At 73.2% G+C, this 17,132-nt stretch carries 17 protein-coding genes; 5 read left to right on the forward strand and 12 right to left on the reverse strand.

The annotated features are described in order from the left end of the window. Together E1293_RS32085 and E1293_RS32090 are read left to right on the forward strand one after the other, a co-directional pair. Positions 1-269, forward strand: a 269-nt coding sequence (locus tag E1293_RS32085) for a GntR family transcriptional regulator (RefSeq protein ID WP_132201266.1), incomplete at its 5' end; no start/stop codon positions are given. A 123-nt stretch (positions 270-392) separates the two neighbouring features. Beyond that, positions 393-1,040, forward strand: coding sequence for a Uma2 family endonuclease (locus tag E1293_RS32090; protein WP_165978487.1), 648 nt, complete (start codon positions 393-395; stop codon positions 1,038-1,040). 7 nt (positions 1,041-1,047) lie between these two features. Here E1293_RS32090 and bioB read toward each other — a convergent pair whose 3' ends face one another. Both bioB and bioD read right to left on the reverse strand, forming a co-directional pair. Continuing rightward, complete coding sequence (gene bioB, locus E1293_RS32095) at positions 1,048-2,037, reverse strand: biotin synthase BioB (protein WP_207939211.1); 990 nt, start codon at positions 2,035-2,037, stop codon at positions 1,048-1,050. After that, the gene (bioD, locus tag E1293_RS32100; protein ID WP_165978488.1) at positions 2,034-2,765 is read right to left on the reverse strand and encodes a dethiobiotin synthase; all 732 of its coding nucleotides are present in this window, start codon (positions 2,763-2,765) and stop codon (positions 2,034-2,036) included. The genes bioB and bioD overlap by 4 nt, the downstream gene beginning before the upstream one ends. A gap of 115 nt (positions 2,766-2,880) precedes the next feature. Between bioD and E1293_RS32105 the strand changes: the two genes are divergently transcribed. Next, the gene (locus tag E1293_RS32105; protein ID WP_132201271.1) at positions 2,881-3,675 is read left to right on the forward strand and encodes a hypothetical protein; all 795 of its coding nucleotides are present in this window, start codon (positions 2,881-2,883) and stop codon (positions 3,673-3,675) included. A 165-nt stretch (positions 3,676-3,840) separates the two neighbouring features. Continuing rightward, a complete protein-coding gene (locus tag E1293_RS32110) occupies positions 3,841-4,335 on the forward strand; it encodes a GNAT family N-acetyltransferase (protein ID WP_132201273.1) in 495 nt (164 codons plus the stop codon). Here E1293_RS32110 and bsaP read toward each other — a convergent pair. The 7 genes from bsaP to E1293_RS32145 all read right to left on the reverse strand — a co-directional run bounded on the left by bsaP (position 4,332) and on the right by E1293_RS32145 (position 11,273). Further along, positions 4,332-4,514 (reverse strand): biotin synthase auxiliary protein BsaP, encoded by a 183-nt coding sequence (gene bsaP, locus E1293_RS32115; RefSeq protein ID WP_132201275.1) that lies wholly within the window; start codon positions 4,512-4,514, stop codon positions 4,332-4,334. The two genes, E1293_RS32110 and bsaP, sit on opposite strands and share 4 nt — an antisense overlap. A gap of 4 nt (positions 4,515-4,518) precedes the next feature. Further along, positions 4,519-5,850, reverse strand: a complete 1,332-nt coding sequence (locus tag E1293_RS32120) for an acetyl-CoA carboxylase biotin carboxylase subunit (protein ID WP_132201277.1) — start codon at positions 5,848-5,850, stop codon at positions 4,519-4,521. 56 nt (positions 5,851-5,906) lie between these two features. Beyond that, positions 5,907-6,728 carry an SCO6745 family protein gene (locus E1293_RS32125; protein WP_132201279.1) on the reverse strand — a complete coding sequence of 274 codons (822 nt, stop codon included), beginning with the start codon at positions 6,726-6,728 and terminating at the stop codon, positions 5,907-5,909. 108 nt (positions 6,729-6,836) lie between these two features. Next, complete coding sequence (locus E1293_RS32130) at positions 6,837-7,574, reverse strand: XdhC family protein (RefSeq protein ID WP_132201281.1); 738 nt, start codon at positions 7,572-7,574, stop codon at positions 6,837-6,839. Further along, on the reverse strand, positions 7,571-9,937 hold the full coding sequence (locus E1293_RS32135; RefSeq protein WP_132201283.1) for an aerobic carbon-monoxide dehydrogenase large subunit: 2,367 nt from the start codon (positions 9,935-9,937) through the stop codon (positions 7,571-7,573). Before E1293_RS32135 ends, E1293_RS32130 begins: the two co-directional genes overlap by 4 nt. After that, positions 9,934-10,410, reverse strand: coding sequence for a (2Fe-2S)-binding protein (locus E1293_RS32140; protein WP_132201285.1), 477 nt, complete (start codon positions 10,408-10,410; stop codon positions 9,934-9,936). Before E1293_RS32140 ends, E1293_RS32135 begins: the two co-directional genes overlap by 4 nt. After that, positions 10,407-11,273 (reverse strand): FAD binding domain-containing protein, encoded by an 867-nt coding sequence (locus E1293_RS32145; RefSeq protein WP_132201287.1) that lies wholly within the window; start codon positions 11,271-11,273, stop codon positions 10,407-10,409. The genes E1293_RS32140 and E1293_RS32145 overlap by 4 nt, the downstream gene beginning before the upstream one ends. A 112-nt stretch (positions 11,274-11,385) precedes the next feature. Here E1293_RS32145 and E1293_RS32150 point away from each other — a divergent pair, with 112 nt between their 5' ends. After that, positions 11,386-12,309, forward strand: coding sequence for a LysR family transcriptional regulator (locus E1293_RS32150; protein ID WP_132201289.1), 924 nt, complete (start codon positions 11,386-11,388; stop codon positions 12,307-12,309). 36 nt (positions 12,310-12,345) lie between these two features. Here E1293_RS32150 and fusA read toward each other — a convergent pair whose 3' ends face one another. From fusA to E1293_RS32165, 3 genes are all read right to left on the reverse strand, one after another. After that, positions 12,346-14,367: an elongation factor G gene (gene fusA / locus E1293_RS32155; RefSeq protein WP_132201291.1), complete on the reverse strand. Its 2,022-nt coding sequence runs from the start codon at positions 14,365-14,367 to the stop codon at positions 12,346-12,348. Positions 14,368-14,471: 104 nt separating this feature from the next. Next, positions 14,472-15,821 (reverse strand): amidase, encoded by a 1,350-nt coding sequence (locus E1293_RS32160; RefSeq protein WP_207939213.1) that lies wholly within the window; start codon positions 15,819-15,821, stop codon positions 14,472-14,474. Beyond that, the coding region (locus tag E1293_RS32165; RefSeq protein ID WP_207939214.1) for an ABC transporter substrate-binding protein at positions 15,818-17,132 on the reverse strand (1,315 nt) is incomplete at its 5' end. The genes E1293_RS32160 and E1293_RS32165, both read right to left, overlap by 4 nt.

The following is a 17,132-nucleotide window of genomic DNA, read 5'->3' on the forward strand; positions in this document are numbered from 1 at the left end:
TCCCCGGCCTGCGCCGCGAGCTCCCCCGCCACCACTCCCTGTACGAGACCCTGGCGACGGCCTACGACGTCCACCTGACCGAAGCCGAGGAGACGATCGAGACCGTCCTGGCCACGCCCCACGACGCCCAGCTCCTGGGCGTGGACGTGGGCCTCCCGATGCTCCTGCTCTCCCGCCACGCCTTCGACACGACAGGCCAGCCGGTCGAGTGGGCCCAGTCCTTGTACCGAGGCGACCGCTACAAGTTCATCACCCGCCTCAGCCGCTGACCCCCTGGCCCGGCTGCGAGATTTTCGACCACAAGTTCGAACGACCCGACTACTCTGGGTGCAAGCCTTCTCTACGATGACGGGGAGCAGATCGTGAGGGAGGAGTCACACGGAGTGAAAGTCTTGTCAGACGAAGAAGTCGCGCTATTGCCCGACACGCCCTACAACCTGTGGGTGCGCGGTGACCTCGATGACTACGTCGACGCCCCCGAAGGATCCCGAGTCGAGGTCATCGGAGGAAAAGTCGTCGTGTCCCCACCGCCGGGGCTTCCCCATAACAGCATCGCCGGCGACATCAACTACGCACTGGTCCGCGCGCACGTGCTGCAGCCCGGCTTCATCTGGAGGACCGATAACGGGACGGGGATGTCGCTCGTCGGTGTCGGCGATGGGTACGTCCCGGACCTGATGGCCATCGACCAGGACGTGTATCTGGCCGCGCGGCGGTCCGGTGTGCGGATGTTGGTCCCCGACCAGGTCGAAATGGTCGTGGAGGTCACCTCGTACAGCAACGCGAAGAACGACCGGGAGCCCACCGGGGAGCGACGCGGCAAGAACAAGTGGAACGGCTACGCGCGGGCCGAGATCCCCTATTACCTGCTGGTCGACCGCTCCCCGAAGGTCGCGAAGTCCATCCTGTACACCATCCCCGACCAGGCCCTCGGCGCTTACCTGCACCAGGAGGCCTGGGAGTTCGGCGAGACGATCCATCTCCCCGACCCGTTCGACATCGAGATCGACACAGCCGAGTGGAAGCCCTGGGACGACTGAGCATGACCTAAAGGGTCTGGGAGAGGGCCTTGATGGGCATCTGGAGGTCGGTGAGGAGTTCGAGGTCCTGCCGGGCGGGGCGGCCCAGGGTGGTCAGGTAGTTGCCGACGATGATGGCGTTGATGCCGCCGAGCATGCCGTCGCGGGTGCCGAGGTCGCCGAGGGTGAGTTCGCGGCCGCCGGCGTAGCGGAGGATGGTGCGGGGCAGGGCGAGGCGGAACGCGGCGATCGTCTTCAGGGCCTCGGTGCCCTCGACCAGCGGGAGGTCGGAGAACGGGGTGCCGGGGCGGGGGGCGAGGAAGTTCAGCGGGACCTCGTCGGGGTCGAGGTCGGCGAGCTGCGCGGCCAGTTCGGCGCGCTGCTCGATGGACTCGCCCATCCCGACGATGCCGCCGCAGCACACCTCCATCCCGGCGTCCTTCACCATGCGGAGGGTGTCCCGGCGCTCCTCCCACGAGTGGGTGGTGACCACGTTCGGGAAGTGGGAGCGGGCCGTCTCCAGGTTGTGGTTGTAGCGGTGCACGCCCATCGCGGCCAGCTCGTCCACCTGCTCCTGGGTGAGCATGCCGAGCGAGCACGCGATGTTGATCTCGACGGCGTCGTTGATGGCCTTGACGCCCTCGCGGACCTGCGACATCAGGCGCTCGTCCGGGCCGCGGACGGCGGCGACGATGCAGAACTCGGTCGCGCCGGTCCGCGCGGTCTCCTTCGCCGCCTCGACCAGCTCCGGGATGTTCAGCCACACCGACCGGACGGGCGACTCGAACTTGCCGGACTGCGAGCAGAAGTGGCAGTCCTCGGGGCAGCCGCCGGTCTTCAGCGACACGATCCCCTCCACCTCGACCTCCGGCCCGCACCAGCGCATCCGGACGTCGTGGGCGAGCGCGAGCAGGTCCTCCAGCCGGTCGTCCGGCAGGGTCAGGACGTCCAGGACCTGCTTCTCGGACAGGCCCTTGCCCTTGTCGAGTACCTGGCGGCGGGCGGTGTCGAGGATCACGTGTTCTCCTTGTCGAGGCCGAATCTGTCGCGGAAGGCGGCGGCGTCGAAACCGCCGCCGAAGGAGGGGGCCAGGCCGCGGTGGGCGGCCAGGAGGAACTCGACCGGGTCCAGGGCGCCCGCCCCCGCGGGCAGCGCGCCGGACAGCGGGCGGGCCGCGATCGTCTCCAGGTCGCGGATGTTGCTGCGCATGGCGAGGTCCGGGTCGTCCGGCCACTCCCCGATCACCACGCCGGCGAGCTGCACGCCGCGGTGCGCCATCGCCTCCAGGGTGAGCGCGGTGTGGTTGAGCGTGCCCAGGCCGGGACGGGCCACGACCACGACGGCGGCGCCCAGCCACCGGGCCAGGTCCGCGATCGTGCTGCCCTCCTCGTCGAAGCGGACGAGGAGGCCGCCCGCGCCTTCCACGAGCACGAGCCGCCGGACGTCCGCCAAGTCCCGGACGCCCTGCGCGACGTCCGCCATCCGGACGGGCGGGATCCCGGCGCGGCGCGCGGCGGCGGCCGGGGACAGCGGGTCGGGGAACCGCGCGAACTCGTGCACGTCGTCCATCCCGGCGAGCCGGCGCACCTCGTCGAGGTCGCCCGGCTCCCCGCCGCCGACGCCCGTCTGGCCGGGCTTGACGACGGCGACCGACGCGCCGCGCGCGGCGGCGACCGCCGCCAGCGCCGCCGTGACGATGGTCTTCCCGACACCCGTGCAGGTGCCGGTCACAACGAGCACACTCACAAGGCGGCACACTAGCGCGGGCCTGCGGTGCGGTCGGCGGCCGGACCCCACAGTCTTCGGCGGGGTGATTTTGTCGGCGGCGGAACCCTTCCGGGCGCCGGCGCGTCGAAGCGTCATGGCCGGTTCGTATGAACGTTCCCGCTGGGTGCCGGCACTCGCCTGCGCGGCCTTGACGGCCTGCGCGGCCCTCACCGCCTGCGGCGACGAGTCCGGCACCGCCGGACCCTCGCCGTCGTCCCCCGCACCCGCCCCGACCTCGTCCCCCGCCAAGGACACGCCCGCGCAGGAGCAGCTCGTCCTGCGCCTGCGCAAAACCGGAGGCTTCGCGGGCCTTGGCGGCCCCAGAAGCGTCCCGGAATTCTCCCTCTACTCCACCGGACGCGCGGTCGCCGCGTCCCCGAGCGCTCAGGGCAAGCTGACCGAGTACCGCCTGAAGCCGGACGCGCTGCAGCGTCTCCTGGGCGAGGCCCGCACCGCCGGCCTCGGCCGCTCGCACACGGTCGGCTCCGACCGGATCGCGGACGCGATCATCACCGTGGTCACCATGGGCGACGCGACGACGCGCATCATCCAGCCCGAGTCGCAGGCGGGCCCGGAGGCGCGGTTCCTCAAGAAGCTGGACCCCGCCGCCTGGCCCGCATCCGACCTGGCGGCCAAGCCCAAGCCCTTCACGCCGGCGAAGACGGCCGTCCTCGCCGGCCCCACCACGGGAAGCGACACCGTCAAGAAGTGGCCGCTCGAGCCGCTCGGCAAGGGCACCCAGGTCGCCGGGGCCACCTGCACGCTGGCCCCGTCCAAGAAGGTCCCCGCCACAGACCGCGGCACCGCCTGGCGCAGCGAAGCCAAGACCTACTCCATCCGCCTCCGCCCCCTCCTCCCCGGTGAGTCCACCTGCCACGACATCGCCTGACCAGGTGTCACAACAGGGCCGCCGGTTCGTCGCCGATGGGGGCGGATAGCCTGGTTCGGCACGGCCTGCCGGTCGTGGGCGACGACGGATCCTGGGGCCTGGAGAAACACCCGATGCGCATGCTGTACGGCCACGACGTGGCCGCCGAGCCCGGCAAGGCCACCGGTGGCTGAGCCGGTCATCGTCCGGGACGCCCGGGCGGACGAGTACGAGGCCGTCGGGGAGCTGACCGTCGAGGTCTATGTGCACGGCGGGCTGGTGAATCCGGCGTCGTCGTACGTCCCCACGCTGCGGAACGCCGCCGACCGGGCCGCCAAGGCGGAGTTGCTCGTCGCCGAGGTCGCGGGCGAGGTCGTCGGCGCCGTCGCGTACTGCCCGCCCGGCAGTCCCTACGCCGAGCTGGCCGGGCCGGACGAGGCCGAATTCCGCATGCTCGCCGTGACCGAGAGAGCGCGCGGGAAGGGGGTGGGACGGGCCATGGTGCGGGCCTGCGTCGAGCGGGCGCGCGCGTCGGGGCTCAGCGGGCTGCGGCTTTCGACGCAGCGCAACATGAGCAGTGCGCACCGCCTGTACGAGCGGGCGGGGTTCGTCCGTACGCCCGACCTCGACTGGGCGCCGGTGCCCGGTGTTGATCTGCTGACTTACGTCCTGTCGGTCTAGGACGCGTTCTCCAGGGCGCCGTGCTGGGAGCAGCGGGCCGTCCAGCCGAGGGGCGTGACCTGGACGATCATGCGGCGGCGGCAGATGGCGCAGTAGCGGGGCGGTTCCATCGCGCGGGCGGCGCGGCAGGGCGCGTGGTCGCCCTCGGCGGCGGTCTCGCCGCAGCGGTCGCAGTACACGGCCCTACCCTACGGCGGCGCGCATGCGTGCGACGAGGCCGGTGTCGTAGGCTCCGTCCGCGAACTCGGGGCGGTCGAGCAGTTCCCGCAGGAACGGCAGGTTCGTCGGCGGTCCCTCGACGCGGAACGCGTCGAGGGCGGCGCGGGCGCGGGCCAGCGCGTGGGCGCGGTCGTCGCCGTGCACGCACAGCTTGGCGAGAAGCGGGTCGTAGTGGGTGGTGACGGTGTTGCCCTCGGCGTATCCGGCGTCGATGCGGATGCCGTCGCCGACGGGCTCCTCCCACACCGTGATCTCGCCGGTGCTCGGCAGGAACCGCAGCGGGTCCTCCGCGTGGACGCGGAACTCGATCGCGTGGCCGCGCGGTGCCGCGCCCGTGGCGGAGACGGGCTCGTCGGCGGCGATGCGGAACTGCTGCTCGACGAGGTCGACGCCGGACACCATCTCGGTGACGGGGTGCTCGACGGTGAGGCGGGTGCTCATCTCCAGGAAGGAGAAGTCCTGCGTGGCGGGGTCGAGCAGGAACTCGACGGTGCCCGCGCCGCGGTAGCCGACGGCCTCGCCCGCGCGGACGGCGGCGGCCAGCATGCGGTCGCGCACCTCCGGGGTGATGCCGGGCGACGGCGCCTCCCCGACGATCTTCTGGTGGCGGCGCTGGACGGAGCAGTCGCGGTCGCCGACCGCGACGACGGTGCCGTCGGCGAGGCCGAGGATCTGCACCTCGACGTGCCGGGCGCCGGCCACGTGGCGCTCCAGCAGGATGTCGCCCTCCCCGGCGGCGCGGCGGGCCGTCTCGAACGCGCCGCTGAGCGAGCCGGCGTCGCGGGCGGCGGCCAGGCCGAGGCCGCCGGCGCCCGCGGCGGGCTTCAGCATGACGGGGTAGCCGATGCGCTCGGCCTCCTCGGCGGCCGTCGCGGCGTCCGGGACGGGCTCCCACACGCCGGGCGCGACGGGGACGCCCGCCTCCTTCATCAGGTTCCGGGCGTTGATCTTGTCGCCCATCCGGGCGATGGCGAGCGGCGGCGGGCCGACCCAGGCGAGGCCGCGGCCCGCGACCTGCCGGGCGAACGCGGCGTTCTCGGCGAGGAACCCGTAGCCGGGGTGGACGGCCTGCGCGTTCGTGCGGTGCGCCGCCTCCACGATCGCGGCGGCGTTCAGGTAGCCGCGGGCCGGGTCGGCGGGCCCGATCAGGACGGCCTCGTCCGCCTCGGCGACGAACGGCAGCCCGTCGTCGGCCGCCGAGTACACGGCGATGGCCTTGAGCCCCATCGCGCGGGCGGTGTGCAGGATCCGCCCGGCGACCTCGCCGCGGTCGGCCACGAGCACGGACTCGAACACCAGCGAACACTCCCCGGGGCTGGACAGAACCCGCCCAGCCTAGCGGGGCCCTCTGGTCAGGCGAGGGTGAAGAGGCCGGCTTCCATTACCGCCTTGCCGAAGGGGCGGGCCAGCTCGGCCAGGCGGTCGCAGTCCTTCTCGCCCAGGGCGGCGTAGGGCGGGAGGGCCAGTTCGTCGGTGCGGTCCTCCATGCTCTGGCGGAACGCCACGCCTTCGGGGGTGAGGGCGTCGCCGTCGAGCAGGCCGCGGACGCGGAGGCGCTCGGCGGTCGCCTCCCACTGCTCGGCGGGCCAGGCCCGGGTCGCGGTGAGGAAGTCCTTGGGCATGCTGCCGGTGGCGGCGTGCAGGACGAGGGCCTCGACCGGTGCGACGCCCTCGGCGGTGAGGACGGCGATATGCCCGTCGCCGCGGAACTCGCGGAGGAGGGTCTGGGCCCACCAGAGCTGGAGGATCGGCTCGTCCGGCCAGGCCAGGGCAGCGTGCGCCGCGTAGAGGGGGCGCCCCTGGGCGTGGTCGCCGGCGGCCTCGGCGGCGCGGCGGGCCAGGGCGACGATCTCCTCCAGGTCCGGGAGCCGGTCGATGCCGGCGCGGCGGAGCGCGGCGCCGGCGGCGTCCGTCCGGGCGGCGAGCACCTGCTCCGGGGTCGTCTTCTCCCAGGCCGCGGGGATGGCGCGGCGGACGACGTCGGGGTTGAAGTTGTAGAACGTCGCGATGACGAGCTCGGCGGACGCGCGCCCGAAGGCCGCCGCGCGGGAGGCGAAGTAGGCGGCCCGCGCGTCCAGGCCGAGGGCCGCGTACCGCTCGGGCGCCTCCGGGACGAAGTAGATCATCGCGTGCACCGGTTCCAGCCGGCCCCATGCCCGTCGTGCCGCTCGCATCCGTCCGCCTCCGTGTCGCCGTGTCTCGTTGCCGGGATCCCGGACGGCAGTGAACATACCGACCGGTCGGAACCGAATCTAATTCGGGTCCCGGTCGGCCGTCAACGCTCAGTGACAGCAGCCCTCCGTTTCACCGGCGGGGGCGCGCTCCACCGGCCCGGCCGGGCGGGGGCGCAGCGAGAGGATCTCCGCCAGCACCGACAGCGCGATCTCCGGTGCGGTGCGGGCGCCGATGTCCAAGCCCGCCGGGGTGCGGACGCGGTCGCCGCCCGCCAGCGCGGAGGTCACGGCGGTCCCCCGCCTCCGGCTGGCGACCAGCCCGACGTAGGGGATGCCGGCGTCCAGAGCGGCCTTCAGCAGCGCCTCCTCGTCCCGGCCGTGGGTGGCGACCACGACCGCCGCCGCGTCCGGCGAGGGCGGATCGCCCGCGCCCGCCGGCCGGACGTCGAAGCCCGCCGGCCGTCCGACGCCGGCGAGCGCACGCGCGACCGGCCCGTCACCGTACACATCGACGCGCGCGGGCGGGATCACCGCTTCGAGGAACACGTCCAGCGTCCCGCCGGACAGGCACGGGTTGTGCACCGTGACCAGGCCGTCCAGCGGCGCGCTGTCCGCCGCGGGCGTGATGCGCAGCAGTGTCGACTCGCCCGATTCGAGCAGCGCGAGCGCCTGGTCGCGGACCGCCGACTCGGCGCAGTGGCCGCCGACGAAGCCCTCCATCGTCCCGTCGGGCAGGACGAGCGCCCGGTCGCCGGTCTTCGCGCTCGTCGGACGCTCCGCCCGCACGACCGTGGCGAGGACGTACGGCGTCCGCTCGCCGCGCAGTGCCTCGGCCCGGTCCATCATGGGATCGCCAGGTCCGTCCGGAACGGCCGCCCCTGGATGACGCGCCAGACGTTCGCCGGGGTGAGCGGCATGTCGGCGTGCCGGACGCCGTAGGGCGCGAGCGCGTCCACGACCGCGTTGACGATCGCGGCGGGCGAGCCGACCGTCGCGGACTCCCCGACGCCCTTCGCGCCGAGCGGATGGTGCGGGGACGGCGTGACGGTCTCGCCCAGCTCCCACGACGGGCATTCCATCGACGTCGGCAGCAGGTAGTCCATGAACGAGGCGCCGAGGTGGTTGCCGTCCTCGTCGAACGCCATGACCTGCATGAGCGCCATCCCGACCCCGTCGGCGAGCCCGCCGTGCACCTGCCCCTCGACGATCATCGGGTTGATCCGGACGCCGCAGTCGTCCACCGCGACGAACCGCCGGACGGCGACCTTGCCCGTCCCCGGGTCGACGTCCACGACCGCGATGTAGGCGCCGAACGGGTACGTCAGGTTCGGCGGGTTGTAGACGGTCGTCGCGTCGAGATGGCCCTCCACGCCGTCGGGCAGTTCGAGGCTGCCGTGCGCGGCCATCGCGATCTCCTGCATGGTCGCGCCGGACGACGGGTCGCCGCGGACCGTCCAGCGCCCCGGCGTCCATTCGAGGTCCCCCGGTGCCGCCTCCAGCATCGCGCCGGCGACGATCCGGGCCCGCTCCCGCACCTTCCGCGCCACGACCGCCGTCGCGGCGCCCGACACCGGCGTCGAACGCGACCCGTAGGTGCCGAGCCCGAACGGCGTCTGGTCGGTGTCGCCGTGGACGACCTCCACGTCGTCCACCGGTATCCCGAGTTCATGGGCGACGATCTGCGCGAACGTCGTCTCGTGCCCCTGCCCCTGCGTCTGGACGGAGATGCGCAGCACGGCCTTGCCGGTCGGGTGGACGCGCAGTTCGGCGCCGTCGGCCATGCCGAGCCCGAGGATGTCCATGTGCTTGCGCGGCCCGGCGCCCACGGCCTCGGTGAAGAAGCTGATCCCGATGCCCATGAGCTCGCCGCGTTCGCGCCGGTCGGCCTGCTCGGCGCGCAGCTTGTCGTACCCGGCGATGTCCAGGGCCTTGCGCAGGGTGCGGGGATAGTCGCCGGAGTCGTACTCCCAGCCGGTCGCGGTCGAGTACGGGAACTGCTCGGCGCGCAGCAGGTTGCGGAGCCGCAGCTCGGCCGGGTCGAGGTCCAGTTCGGCGGCGAGCATGTCCATCATGCGTTCGACCAGGTAGGCGGCCTCGGTGATGCGGAACGAGCAGGCGTAGGCGACGCCGCCCGGCGCCTTGTTGGTGTAGACGCCGGTGACGGCGCAGTGCGCGGCCTCGATGTCGTACGAGCCGGTGAACACGTGGAAGAACCCGGCGGGGAACTTGGTCGGCTGCGCGGTCCCGTTGAACGCGCCGTGGTCGGCGAGCACCGTCACCCGCAGCCCGCGGACGCGGCCGTCCCGCGTCGCGGCGATCTCGCCCCGCATGTGGTAGTCGCGGGCGAACGAGGTCGTCATCAGGTTCTCCGACCGGTCCTCCATCCACTTCACCGGGCGGCCCGTCACGATCGACCCGACGATCGCGCAGACGTAGCCGGGATAGATGCCGACCTTGTTGCCGAAGCCGCCGCCGATGTCCGGCGACACGACCCGGATCTTGTGCTCGGGCAGCCCGGCGACCAGCGCGTACACGGTGCGGTGCGCGTGCGGGGCCTGCGTCGTGGTGTGGACGGTGAGCTTGCCGGTCACCTTGTCCATGTCGGCGACGATCCCGCACGTCTCCAGCGGCGCCGGGTGCACGCGCGGGTAGAGGACGTCCTGCGCAACGACCACCTCGGCGCCGTCGAAGACCCGGTCGGTGGCGGCGGCGTCGCCCGCCTCCCAGTCGAAGATGTGGTTGTCGCCGCGCCCTTCCAGGTCGTCGCGGATGACGGGGGCGCCGTCGTCCAGTGCGGTGCGGGCGTCGATGACCGGGGGCAGCGCCTCGTAGTCGACGTCGATGAGTTCGAGGGCGTCCCGCGCCGCGTAGTGCGAGTCGGCGACGACGAACGCGACCTCCTGCCCCTGGAACCGCACCTTGTCGGTCGCGAGGACGGCCTGGACGTCCCCCGACAGTGTCGGCATCCACGCCAGGTCCAGGCCGGCGAGCGTCTCGCCGGTGATCACGGCCCGCACCTGCGGGTGCGCCTCGGCCGCCGCCGTGTCGACCGACACGAGCCGGGCGTGCGCGTGCGGGCTGCGCAGCACCGCCCCGTACAGCATCCCCGGCAGCTTGATGTCGTCGACGTAGTTGCCCTGGCCTCGGATGAAGCGGGCGTCCTCCTTGCGCGGCACCCGGCCGAACCCGTGCTGCCCGTTCCCGCTCATTGCGCCACCTCGCGAGAGGAGTGCTCGGCGGCCCAGCGGACGGACCGGACGATGTTCTCGTAGCCGGTGCACCGGCAGATCTGACCCGATACCGCCTCGCGGATCTCCGCCTCGGACGGGTCGGGGCTGCGGTCGAGCAGCCACCGCGACGTCATCAGCATCCCCGGCGTGCAGAACCCGCACTGCAGGCCGTGGCACTCGGTGAAGCCCTGCTGGACGGGGTCGAGCTCCCCGTCGCGTTCGAGGCCCTCCACGGTGCGGACCTCCTTGCCGGACGCCATCACCGCCAGGACCGTGCACGACTTCACCGGCACCTCGTCCAGCCAGACGACGCAGGCGCCGCAGTTGGACGTGTCGCAGCCCCAGTGCGTCCCGGTGAGGTCCAGTTCGTCCCGCAGGAAGTGGACGAGCAGCAGCCTGGGCTCGACGTCGCGGGTGTACGGCCGCCCGTTGACCGTCACGGTGATGTTCACGGCATGCACCTCTCGTAGGCGCGGCGCAGCGCGCGGATGGTCAGTTCTCCGGCCAGGTGACGCTTGTAGTCGGCGGGTCCCCGCTGGTCGGACCCCGGATCGCAGTGCGCGGCGGCGATCCGTCCCGCCTCGGCGAACAGTTCCTCGGACGGGACGGCGCCGCGCAGGGCGTCCTCCGCCTCCGCGGCGAAGAAGTGCTCCGCGCGCACCGCCGTCAGCCCGATCCCGGCTTCGGCGATCCGCCCGTCCGCGAGCCTCAGCACCGCTCCCGCGGCGGCGAGCGGCCAGTCGCCGGCGCGCCGCTCGACCTTCACGTATGCGCTCGACCCGCCGGGCCGGATCGGCACCCGCACCTCGGTGAGCAGCTCGCCGGCCTCGACGACGGTCTCGTACGGGCCGGTGTGGAACTCGCGGACCGGCACCGTCCGCTCCCCGTCCGGCCCCTTGATCACCGCCGTCGCCCGCAGCGCCGCGAACGCCGCCGACAGGTCCTCGGACGGGTCGGCCTGGCACAGCGAGCCGCCGACCGTCCCCCGGTTGCGCACCACCGGGTCGGCGATCACCCGTTCGGCGTCGTGCAGGATCGGGAAGTGCTCCCCGGCGACGGCGGAGCCGAGCAGCTCGGCGTGCCGGACGAGGGCGCCCACGCACAGTGCGTCGCCCTCGACCCGGATGCGCGACAACTCGGCGACGTCGTTGATGTCGATCAGTGCCTCGGGCCGCGCCAGCCGCAGCTTCATCATCGGGATCAGGCTGTGGCCGCCGGCCACCACCCTCGCCTCGTCGCCGTGGCGCGCCAGCAGCGCCAGCGCCTCCTCGACGGTCGTCGCCTTCGCGTACTCGAAGTTCGCGGGAACCTGCACGGCGCCCCCTCGGGGTGGGATGTGGCCGGATTTTCACGCCGCCCGGACGCGGGCACAACGGCCGGATAAGCGAAGGCTTAACGGGGGCCGCCCGGAGGTCCACACTGGGGCCATGACGCTGACCCAGCTCGGCGCGTTCGTCCTCGTCGCGCGGCTCGGCTCGGTGAAGGAGGCGGCGCGGGCGCTGGGCGTGAGCGAGCCCGCCGTCTCGCAGGCGCTCGCCGCGCTGCGCCAGCACCTCGGCGACCCGCTGCTGGCCCGCGGGCCGGGCGGGATGACGCTGACCGAGGGCGGTGCGCGCCTGCTGCCGGTCGCGTCGCAGATGGTGGTGCTCGGCGCGGACGCCGAGGAGGCGGTCCGGGCGGCCCGGGGCGCCCCCGAGTCGCTGCGGGTCGTCGCCGCCTCCGCCGTCGCCGAGTTCGTCGCGACCCCGCTGCTGGACGCGTTCGCCGCCCGCTCGTCCCGCGCCGTCGAGGGCAGCGCGGGGGTCGTCGCCGGACGGGAGATGCCCGTCCTGCTGCACAACCGGCTCGCCGACGTCGCCCTCGGCCCCCGCCTCGCCGACGACCCGGACCTCGTCAGCGAGCCCGTGTACCGGACGGGCCTCGTCGCCGTGGGCACGGCCGCCGCGCCGCGTCCGCTGTGGCTGGTGGACCCGTCCGGCACCGACCCGGGCAGCGAGACCGCGCGGCTGCTGCGCCGCCTGAAGGTCCCCGAGGACAGGATCAGGGTCTACCCCAACCAGACCGCGGCCTGGGCCGCGGCCGCGGACGGCGGCGGCCTCGCGATCGCCCTCGCACATCTGGTGGCACCGCGCGTCCAGCGCGGCGAACTGCACGTCATCGCGACCCCCGCGACCCCGCTGGAGATCCGCTGGCACGCCACGACGCTGGCGCCGGACCGCCGTCCGCCGCTGGCCGGGGTGTTCCGCCGCTTCCTGGCGACCGCCGAGGCGCTGCACATCATGCGGTCCCCCGGCTCGGGCGTGCCGCCGTCCCGCTTCCGCCCGCCGGTGTACGTGACGCTGTGGAGCTGACCGGGGCCGCACACGAGGTGCGGCCCCGGCCGGGGCTCAGCCCGCCGCGCCTACGGTCGCGGCCACCGCGGGCGGGACCTCGGCGTAGGCGGCGAACCGCATGGTGAACACGCCGCGGCCCGACGTCGCGCCGCGCAGGTGCCCGACGTAGCCGAACATCTCCGCCAGCGGGACGAGGGCGTCCACGATCCGGGCGCCCGCCCGCTCGCCCGTCCCCTCGACCCGGCCGCGCCGGGCGTTGAGGTCGCCGATCACCGCGCCGAAGTACTCCTCGGGGGTGGTGACCTCGACGGTCATCACCGGTTCGAGCAGCACCGGCGACGCGCGCCGGACCGCCTCCCGGAACGCCAGCGAACCGGCGATCTTGAAGGCGAGCTCGGACGAGTCGATCGGGTGGAAGTCACCGTCGAGCAGGGTGACCCGCACGCCCGTCATCTCGTACCCGGCGAGGACGCCGGTGTGCATCGCCTCCTGGCAGCCCGCGTCCACGGACGGGATGAACTCCTTCGGGATCCGCCCGCCGGTGACCCGGTTGACGAACTCGTACCCGTCCTCGATGGGCTCCACGGAGATCCGCACCTTGGCGAACTGGCCCTTGCCGCCCGTCTGCTTGCGGTGCGTCAGGTCGACCCGCTCGACCGCCGCGCGGACGGTCTCGCGGTAGGCGACCCGAGGCCGGCCGACGTTGGCCTCGACATGGAAGTCCTCCTTCATCCGGGCGGTGAGAATCTCCAGGTGGAGCTCCCCCATGCCGCCGATGACGGTCTGCCCGTTCTCGTCGCGGACCTGGAACGACGGGTCCTCCTCCGAGAGCCGCTGGATGGCGGCGCCCAGCTTCTCCCTGTCGCCCTTGGACCTCGGCTCGATCGCGACCTCGATGACCGGGGCCGGGAAGTCCATGGACTCCAGGACGACGGGATGCGCGTCGTCGCACAGCGTCTCGCCGGTGGTGGTCTGCTTCAGGCCCATGACGGCGACGATGTCGCCCGCGCCCGCCGACTCGATCTCCTCCCGCGTGTCCGCGTGGACGCGGTAGATCTTGCCGATCCGCTCCTTGCGCGACTTGACGCTGTTCAGCACCGGGGCGCCGGACACGAGCCGCCCGGTGTAGATCCGGACGAACGTGAGCCGGCCCAGATGCCGATCGCTCGCGATCTTGAACGCGAGCGCGGACAGCGGCGCCTCGTCCGACACCTCCTGTACGTCCGGCGGCGCCGGCAGGTAGCGGACGACCGCGTCCAGCAGGGGCTGGACCCCCTTGTTCTTAAACGCGCTGCCGCACAGCACCGGGGTGACCTCGGACGCGACCGTGAGCCGCCGGATCGCGGCGTGCAGCTGCTCCGGCGACGGCTCCACACCGCCGACGTACAGCTCCATGACCCGCTCGTCGCGCTCGGCGACCGTCTCGATCAGCGCGCTCCGCCACGTCCGTACGTCCTCGGCCATGTCGGCCGGGACGCCGGTGACCTCGTGCTCGCCGTCCGGCCAGAGGTGCGCCCGCCCGGCGACGAGGTCGACGACGCCCGCGAACCCGGCCTCGGCGCCGATCGGCAACTGCATGACCAGCGGGACGGCCCCGAGCCGCTCGCGGATTATGTCCACGCAGCGCAGGAAGTCGGCCCCCGCGCGGTCGAGCTTGTTGACGAAGCAGATCCGCGGCACGCCGTAGCGGTCGGCCTGGCGCCACACCGTCTCCGACTGCGGCTCGACGCCCGCGACGCCGTCGAACACGGTCACGGCGCCGTCGAGCACGCGCAGGCACCGCTCGACCTCGATGGTGAAGTCGACGTGGCCGGGCGTGTCGATCAGGTTGATCGTGTGCTCGGCACCGTCGACCGTCCACCGGCAGGTCGTGGCGGCGGAGGTGATGGTGATGCCCCGGTCGCGTTCCTGCTTGGTGTAGTCCAGCGCGGTGTTGCCGTCGTGGACCTCGCCGATCCGGTGCGAGACACCGGTGTAGAAGAGGATCCGCTCGGCGGTCGTCGTCTTGCCGGCGTCGATGTGCGCCATGATCCCGATGTTGCGAACGTTGGTGAGCGCAAGCCTCGTGGTTGTCATCGGGAATCCTCCTCTGTTCTCGGATGACGACCGCCGCGGACAAGATCGTCCATCGGCAAGGGCGACGGTAACGGCAGGCAGAGGAGGAAGGCCAAGGGTTTTCTCTAGGGCCCGCCGCCGTCCGGCGGCGTGCGCAGATGCCAGCCGGTCGCGCTCTGGAAGGTCTCGCCGACGGCCAGGACGGTGGCCTCGTCCCACAGGGCTCCGACGATCTGCAGGCCCAGCGGCAGGCCGTCCCGCGAGAATCCGGCCGGGACGGACATCGCCGGATTCCCCAGGGCGTTCCAGGCGCGGGTGTAGCGGGTGCGGTGCAGGCCCGCGCCGGAGCGCAGTTCCTCGACGCGGTCCGCCGGGCGCACGGTCGTGGGGAGCAGCAGCGCGTCGATGGTCCCGAAGAGGCGCGCGACGTCCTCGCGGCCCTTCTCGATGAGAACGCGGTGCCCGGCCGGATCGCCCGCCTTCGCGGCGGCGGAGAACTGCGCGCGAGCGTTGCGGGAGTAGGTGTGCGGACGCCGCTCCAGTCCCTCGCGATGCGTTTCGCGGGCCATCGCCCAGCTCGTCTTCTCCGCCGCGTCCACCAAGCCGGCGAACCCCGGCAGCTCGGCCTCCACCACGTCGGCGCCGAGGCCGGCCAGCACCTCGGCCGCGTCGCGGACGGCCCGGACGACGTCCGGGTGCGCGCCGGCGATGTCCAGGTGGTGGCGGCTCTCCACGCCGATCCGCAGGCCGGCCATCGGGCGGGGCCGCGGCGTCCAGCCGTCGGCCAGCGCGGTCAGCAGGAGCGCGCAGTCGGCCGCCGTGCGGGCCATCGGCCCGGCATGGTCGAGGCCGGGGGCCAGCGGGAACAGGCCGTCGGTGCCGACCCGCCCGAACGTCGGCTTGACGCCGGTGACGCCGCAGTACGAGGCGGGCAGCCGGACGCTGCCGCCCGTGTCGGTGCCGAGCGCGGCGAGGAACAGCCCGGCGGCGAGGCCGCCCGCCGAGCCCGAGCTGGACCCGCCCGTCCAGCGGCCGGTGTCCCACGGGTTGCGCGACACCGGCTCCCCGGCGGCGTGGTCGGGGTAGACGCAGCACAGCTCCATCGTGGTCGTCATCCCGGCCATGACGGCGCCCGCCTCGCGGAGGCGGCGGACGGCGCCGGCGTCCCGCCCGGCGGGAGCGGCCCCGTAGACGCGGCTGTTCATCGTCGTCGGCGCCGCGACGGTCGCGAACGCGTCCTTCACACCGAGCGGGATGCCGTGCAGCGGTCCGCGGTCGACGCCGCGCGCCAGCTCCGCGTCGGCCCGCGCCGCCTCGGCGCGGGCGAGCGAGGCGGTCCGGTGGGCGAAGACGCCGAGGCCCGGGTCGAGGGCGTCCGCGCGCGCCAGGACGGCCTCGGCCAGCGCCGCGCTGCTGAGGCCGCCGGACCTCAGCAGCGCGGCGGCGGTCGCGATGTCCGGTGGAACCGGGGTCACTCGGCGTACTCGGGGGTGTAGGCGGCCGCGTCCGCGCTCTCGTGCCGCTTCTCGCTGATCGCCTTCACTCCGCCGGGGACGCTCGCGTCCGGGCGCAGCAGCAGCGACTGCGTGGAGGGCGAGCGCCCCTTCCGGGTGTAGTCGAGCGGCGGGAGGAGCCCCCCGGTGTCGACGTTCTTGAGCTTGCCGACCGCGTCGAGCAGGCCCTGCCGGGTCAGGTCCTTGTCGGCGCACGCCTGCTGGAGCACCTTGGTGTAGACGACCGCGGACGACTGCCCCAGCGTGACGTGCCCGTCGACCTTCGCGCCCGGGTACTTCTTCGCGTAGGCGGCGGTGAACCCCCGCACGATGGGCAGGTCCATCGACGGCACGGCCCAGGACTGGGTGACCGTCAGCCGGTCGAGGACGGGCTTCCTGGACGCCCCGGCCAGCAGGTCGGCGCTCCAGCCCGGACCGTTGACCGCGATGGGGACGGTGAGCCCGGCCGACTGGCTCGCGACCGCCACCGAGCCGAGCTGCTTGGGCGTGGCGCTGACCAGGATCGCCTTCGCGCCCGTGTTCTTGATGCCGGCGATCTGCGAGGTGAGGTCGGTGTCGGTCGGCTTGATCTTGACCTCCTTCAGCGTCAGCCCGTGCCTGCCCGCCATGTAGTGGCTGCCGCTGATCGCCGTCCCGCCGTAGTCGCCCTCCAGGTAGACGTGCGCGACCGTGTCGCCCCTCGTGACCGTCCCGTCGCCCAGCCAGGCGTCCAGGACGTTGATGATCTCGTAGTCGTAGGTGGAGCCGGCGCCGAGGATGTTGCGGCTCTTCAGCAGCGGCCCGGCGCCGCTCGCCGGGTACACCAGCACGTCGTCGGCGGCGTACCTGCCGACCAGCGCGGCGTTCACCCCGGACCCGAACACCTGGCTGAAGCCGAGCACCTTGCGGGCGAGGTCGGAGTAGGCGGTCGTCGCCTTCTGCACGTCGTAGCCGTGGTCGGCGACCTCCAGCGCGACCTTGCGCCCGCAGATCCCGCCCTGCTCGTTGAGCCGGTCGAAGTACAGCCGGTGCGCGTTGGTGATCTTGGTGTCGTTGGCGGCGAACGGCCCGGTCAGGTCGGCCAGCTCGCCGAGGGTGATGGTGCCGGCGCTGACGCCGGGGCCGGTCCGGACGCCGTCGGCGCCGACGCCGTCCTTCTTGACCGCCTTGGAGCTGCAGCCGGCGGCGAGCAGGGCCAGCGCGGCCAGCCCTGCGATGGTGCGCTTGCTGTTCATGGTCGTCCTCCGCGGGGGTGGGGTGAGGTGGGTGGACCTGGCCGGACGGCGGGAGGCG

This window comes from Actinomadura darangshiensis (genome assembly GCF_004349235.1).
GTDB lineage: Bacteria > Actinomycetota > Actinomycetes > Streptosporangiales > Streptosporangiaceae > Spirillospora > Spirillospora darangshiensis.

Bases quoted from the DNA above. Each gene is read 5' to 3' on its own strand.
- E1293_RS32135 (WP_132201283.1), bottom strand. From the start codon at position 9,937: ATGAGCGGGAACGGGCAGCACGGGTTCGGCCGGGTGCCGCGCAAGGAG.
- fusA (WP_132201291.1), bottom strand. From the start codon at position 14,367: ATGACAACCACGAGGCTTGCGCTCACCAACGTTCGCAACATCGGGATC.
- E1293_RS32130 (WP_132201281.1), bottom strand. From the start codon at position 7,574: ATGATGGACCGGGCCGAGGCACTGCGCGGCGAGCGGACGCCGTACGTC.
- E1293_RS32105 (WP_132201271.1), top strand. From the start codon at position 2,881: ATGGCCGGTTCGTATGAACGTTCCCGCTGGGTGCCGGCACTCGCCTGC.
- E1293_RS32150 (WP_132201289.1), top strand. From the start codon at position 11,386: ATGACGCTGACCCAGCTCGGCGCGTTCGTCCTCGTCGCGCGGCTCGGC.
- E1293_RS32125 (WP_132201279.1), bottom strand. From the start codon at position 6,728: ATGCGAGCGGCACGACGGGCATGGGGCCGGCTGGAACCGGTGCACGCG.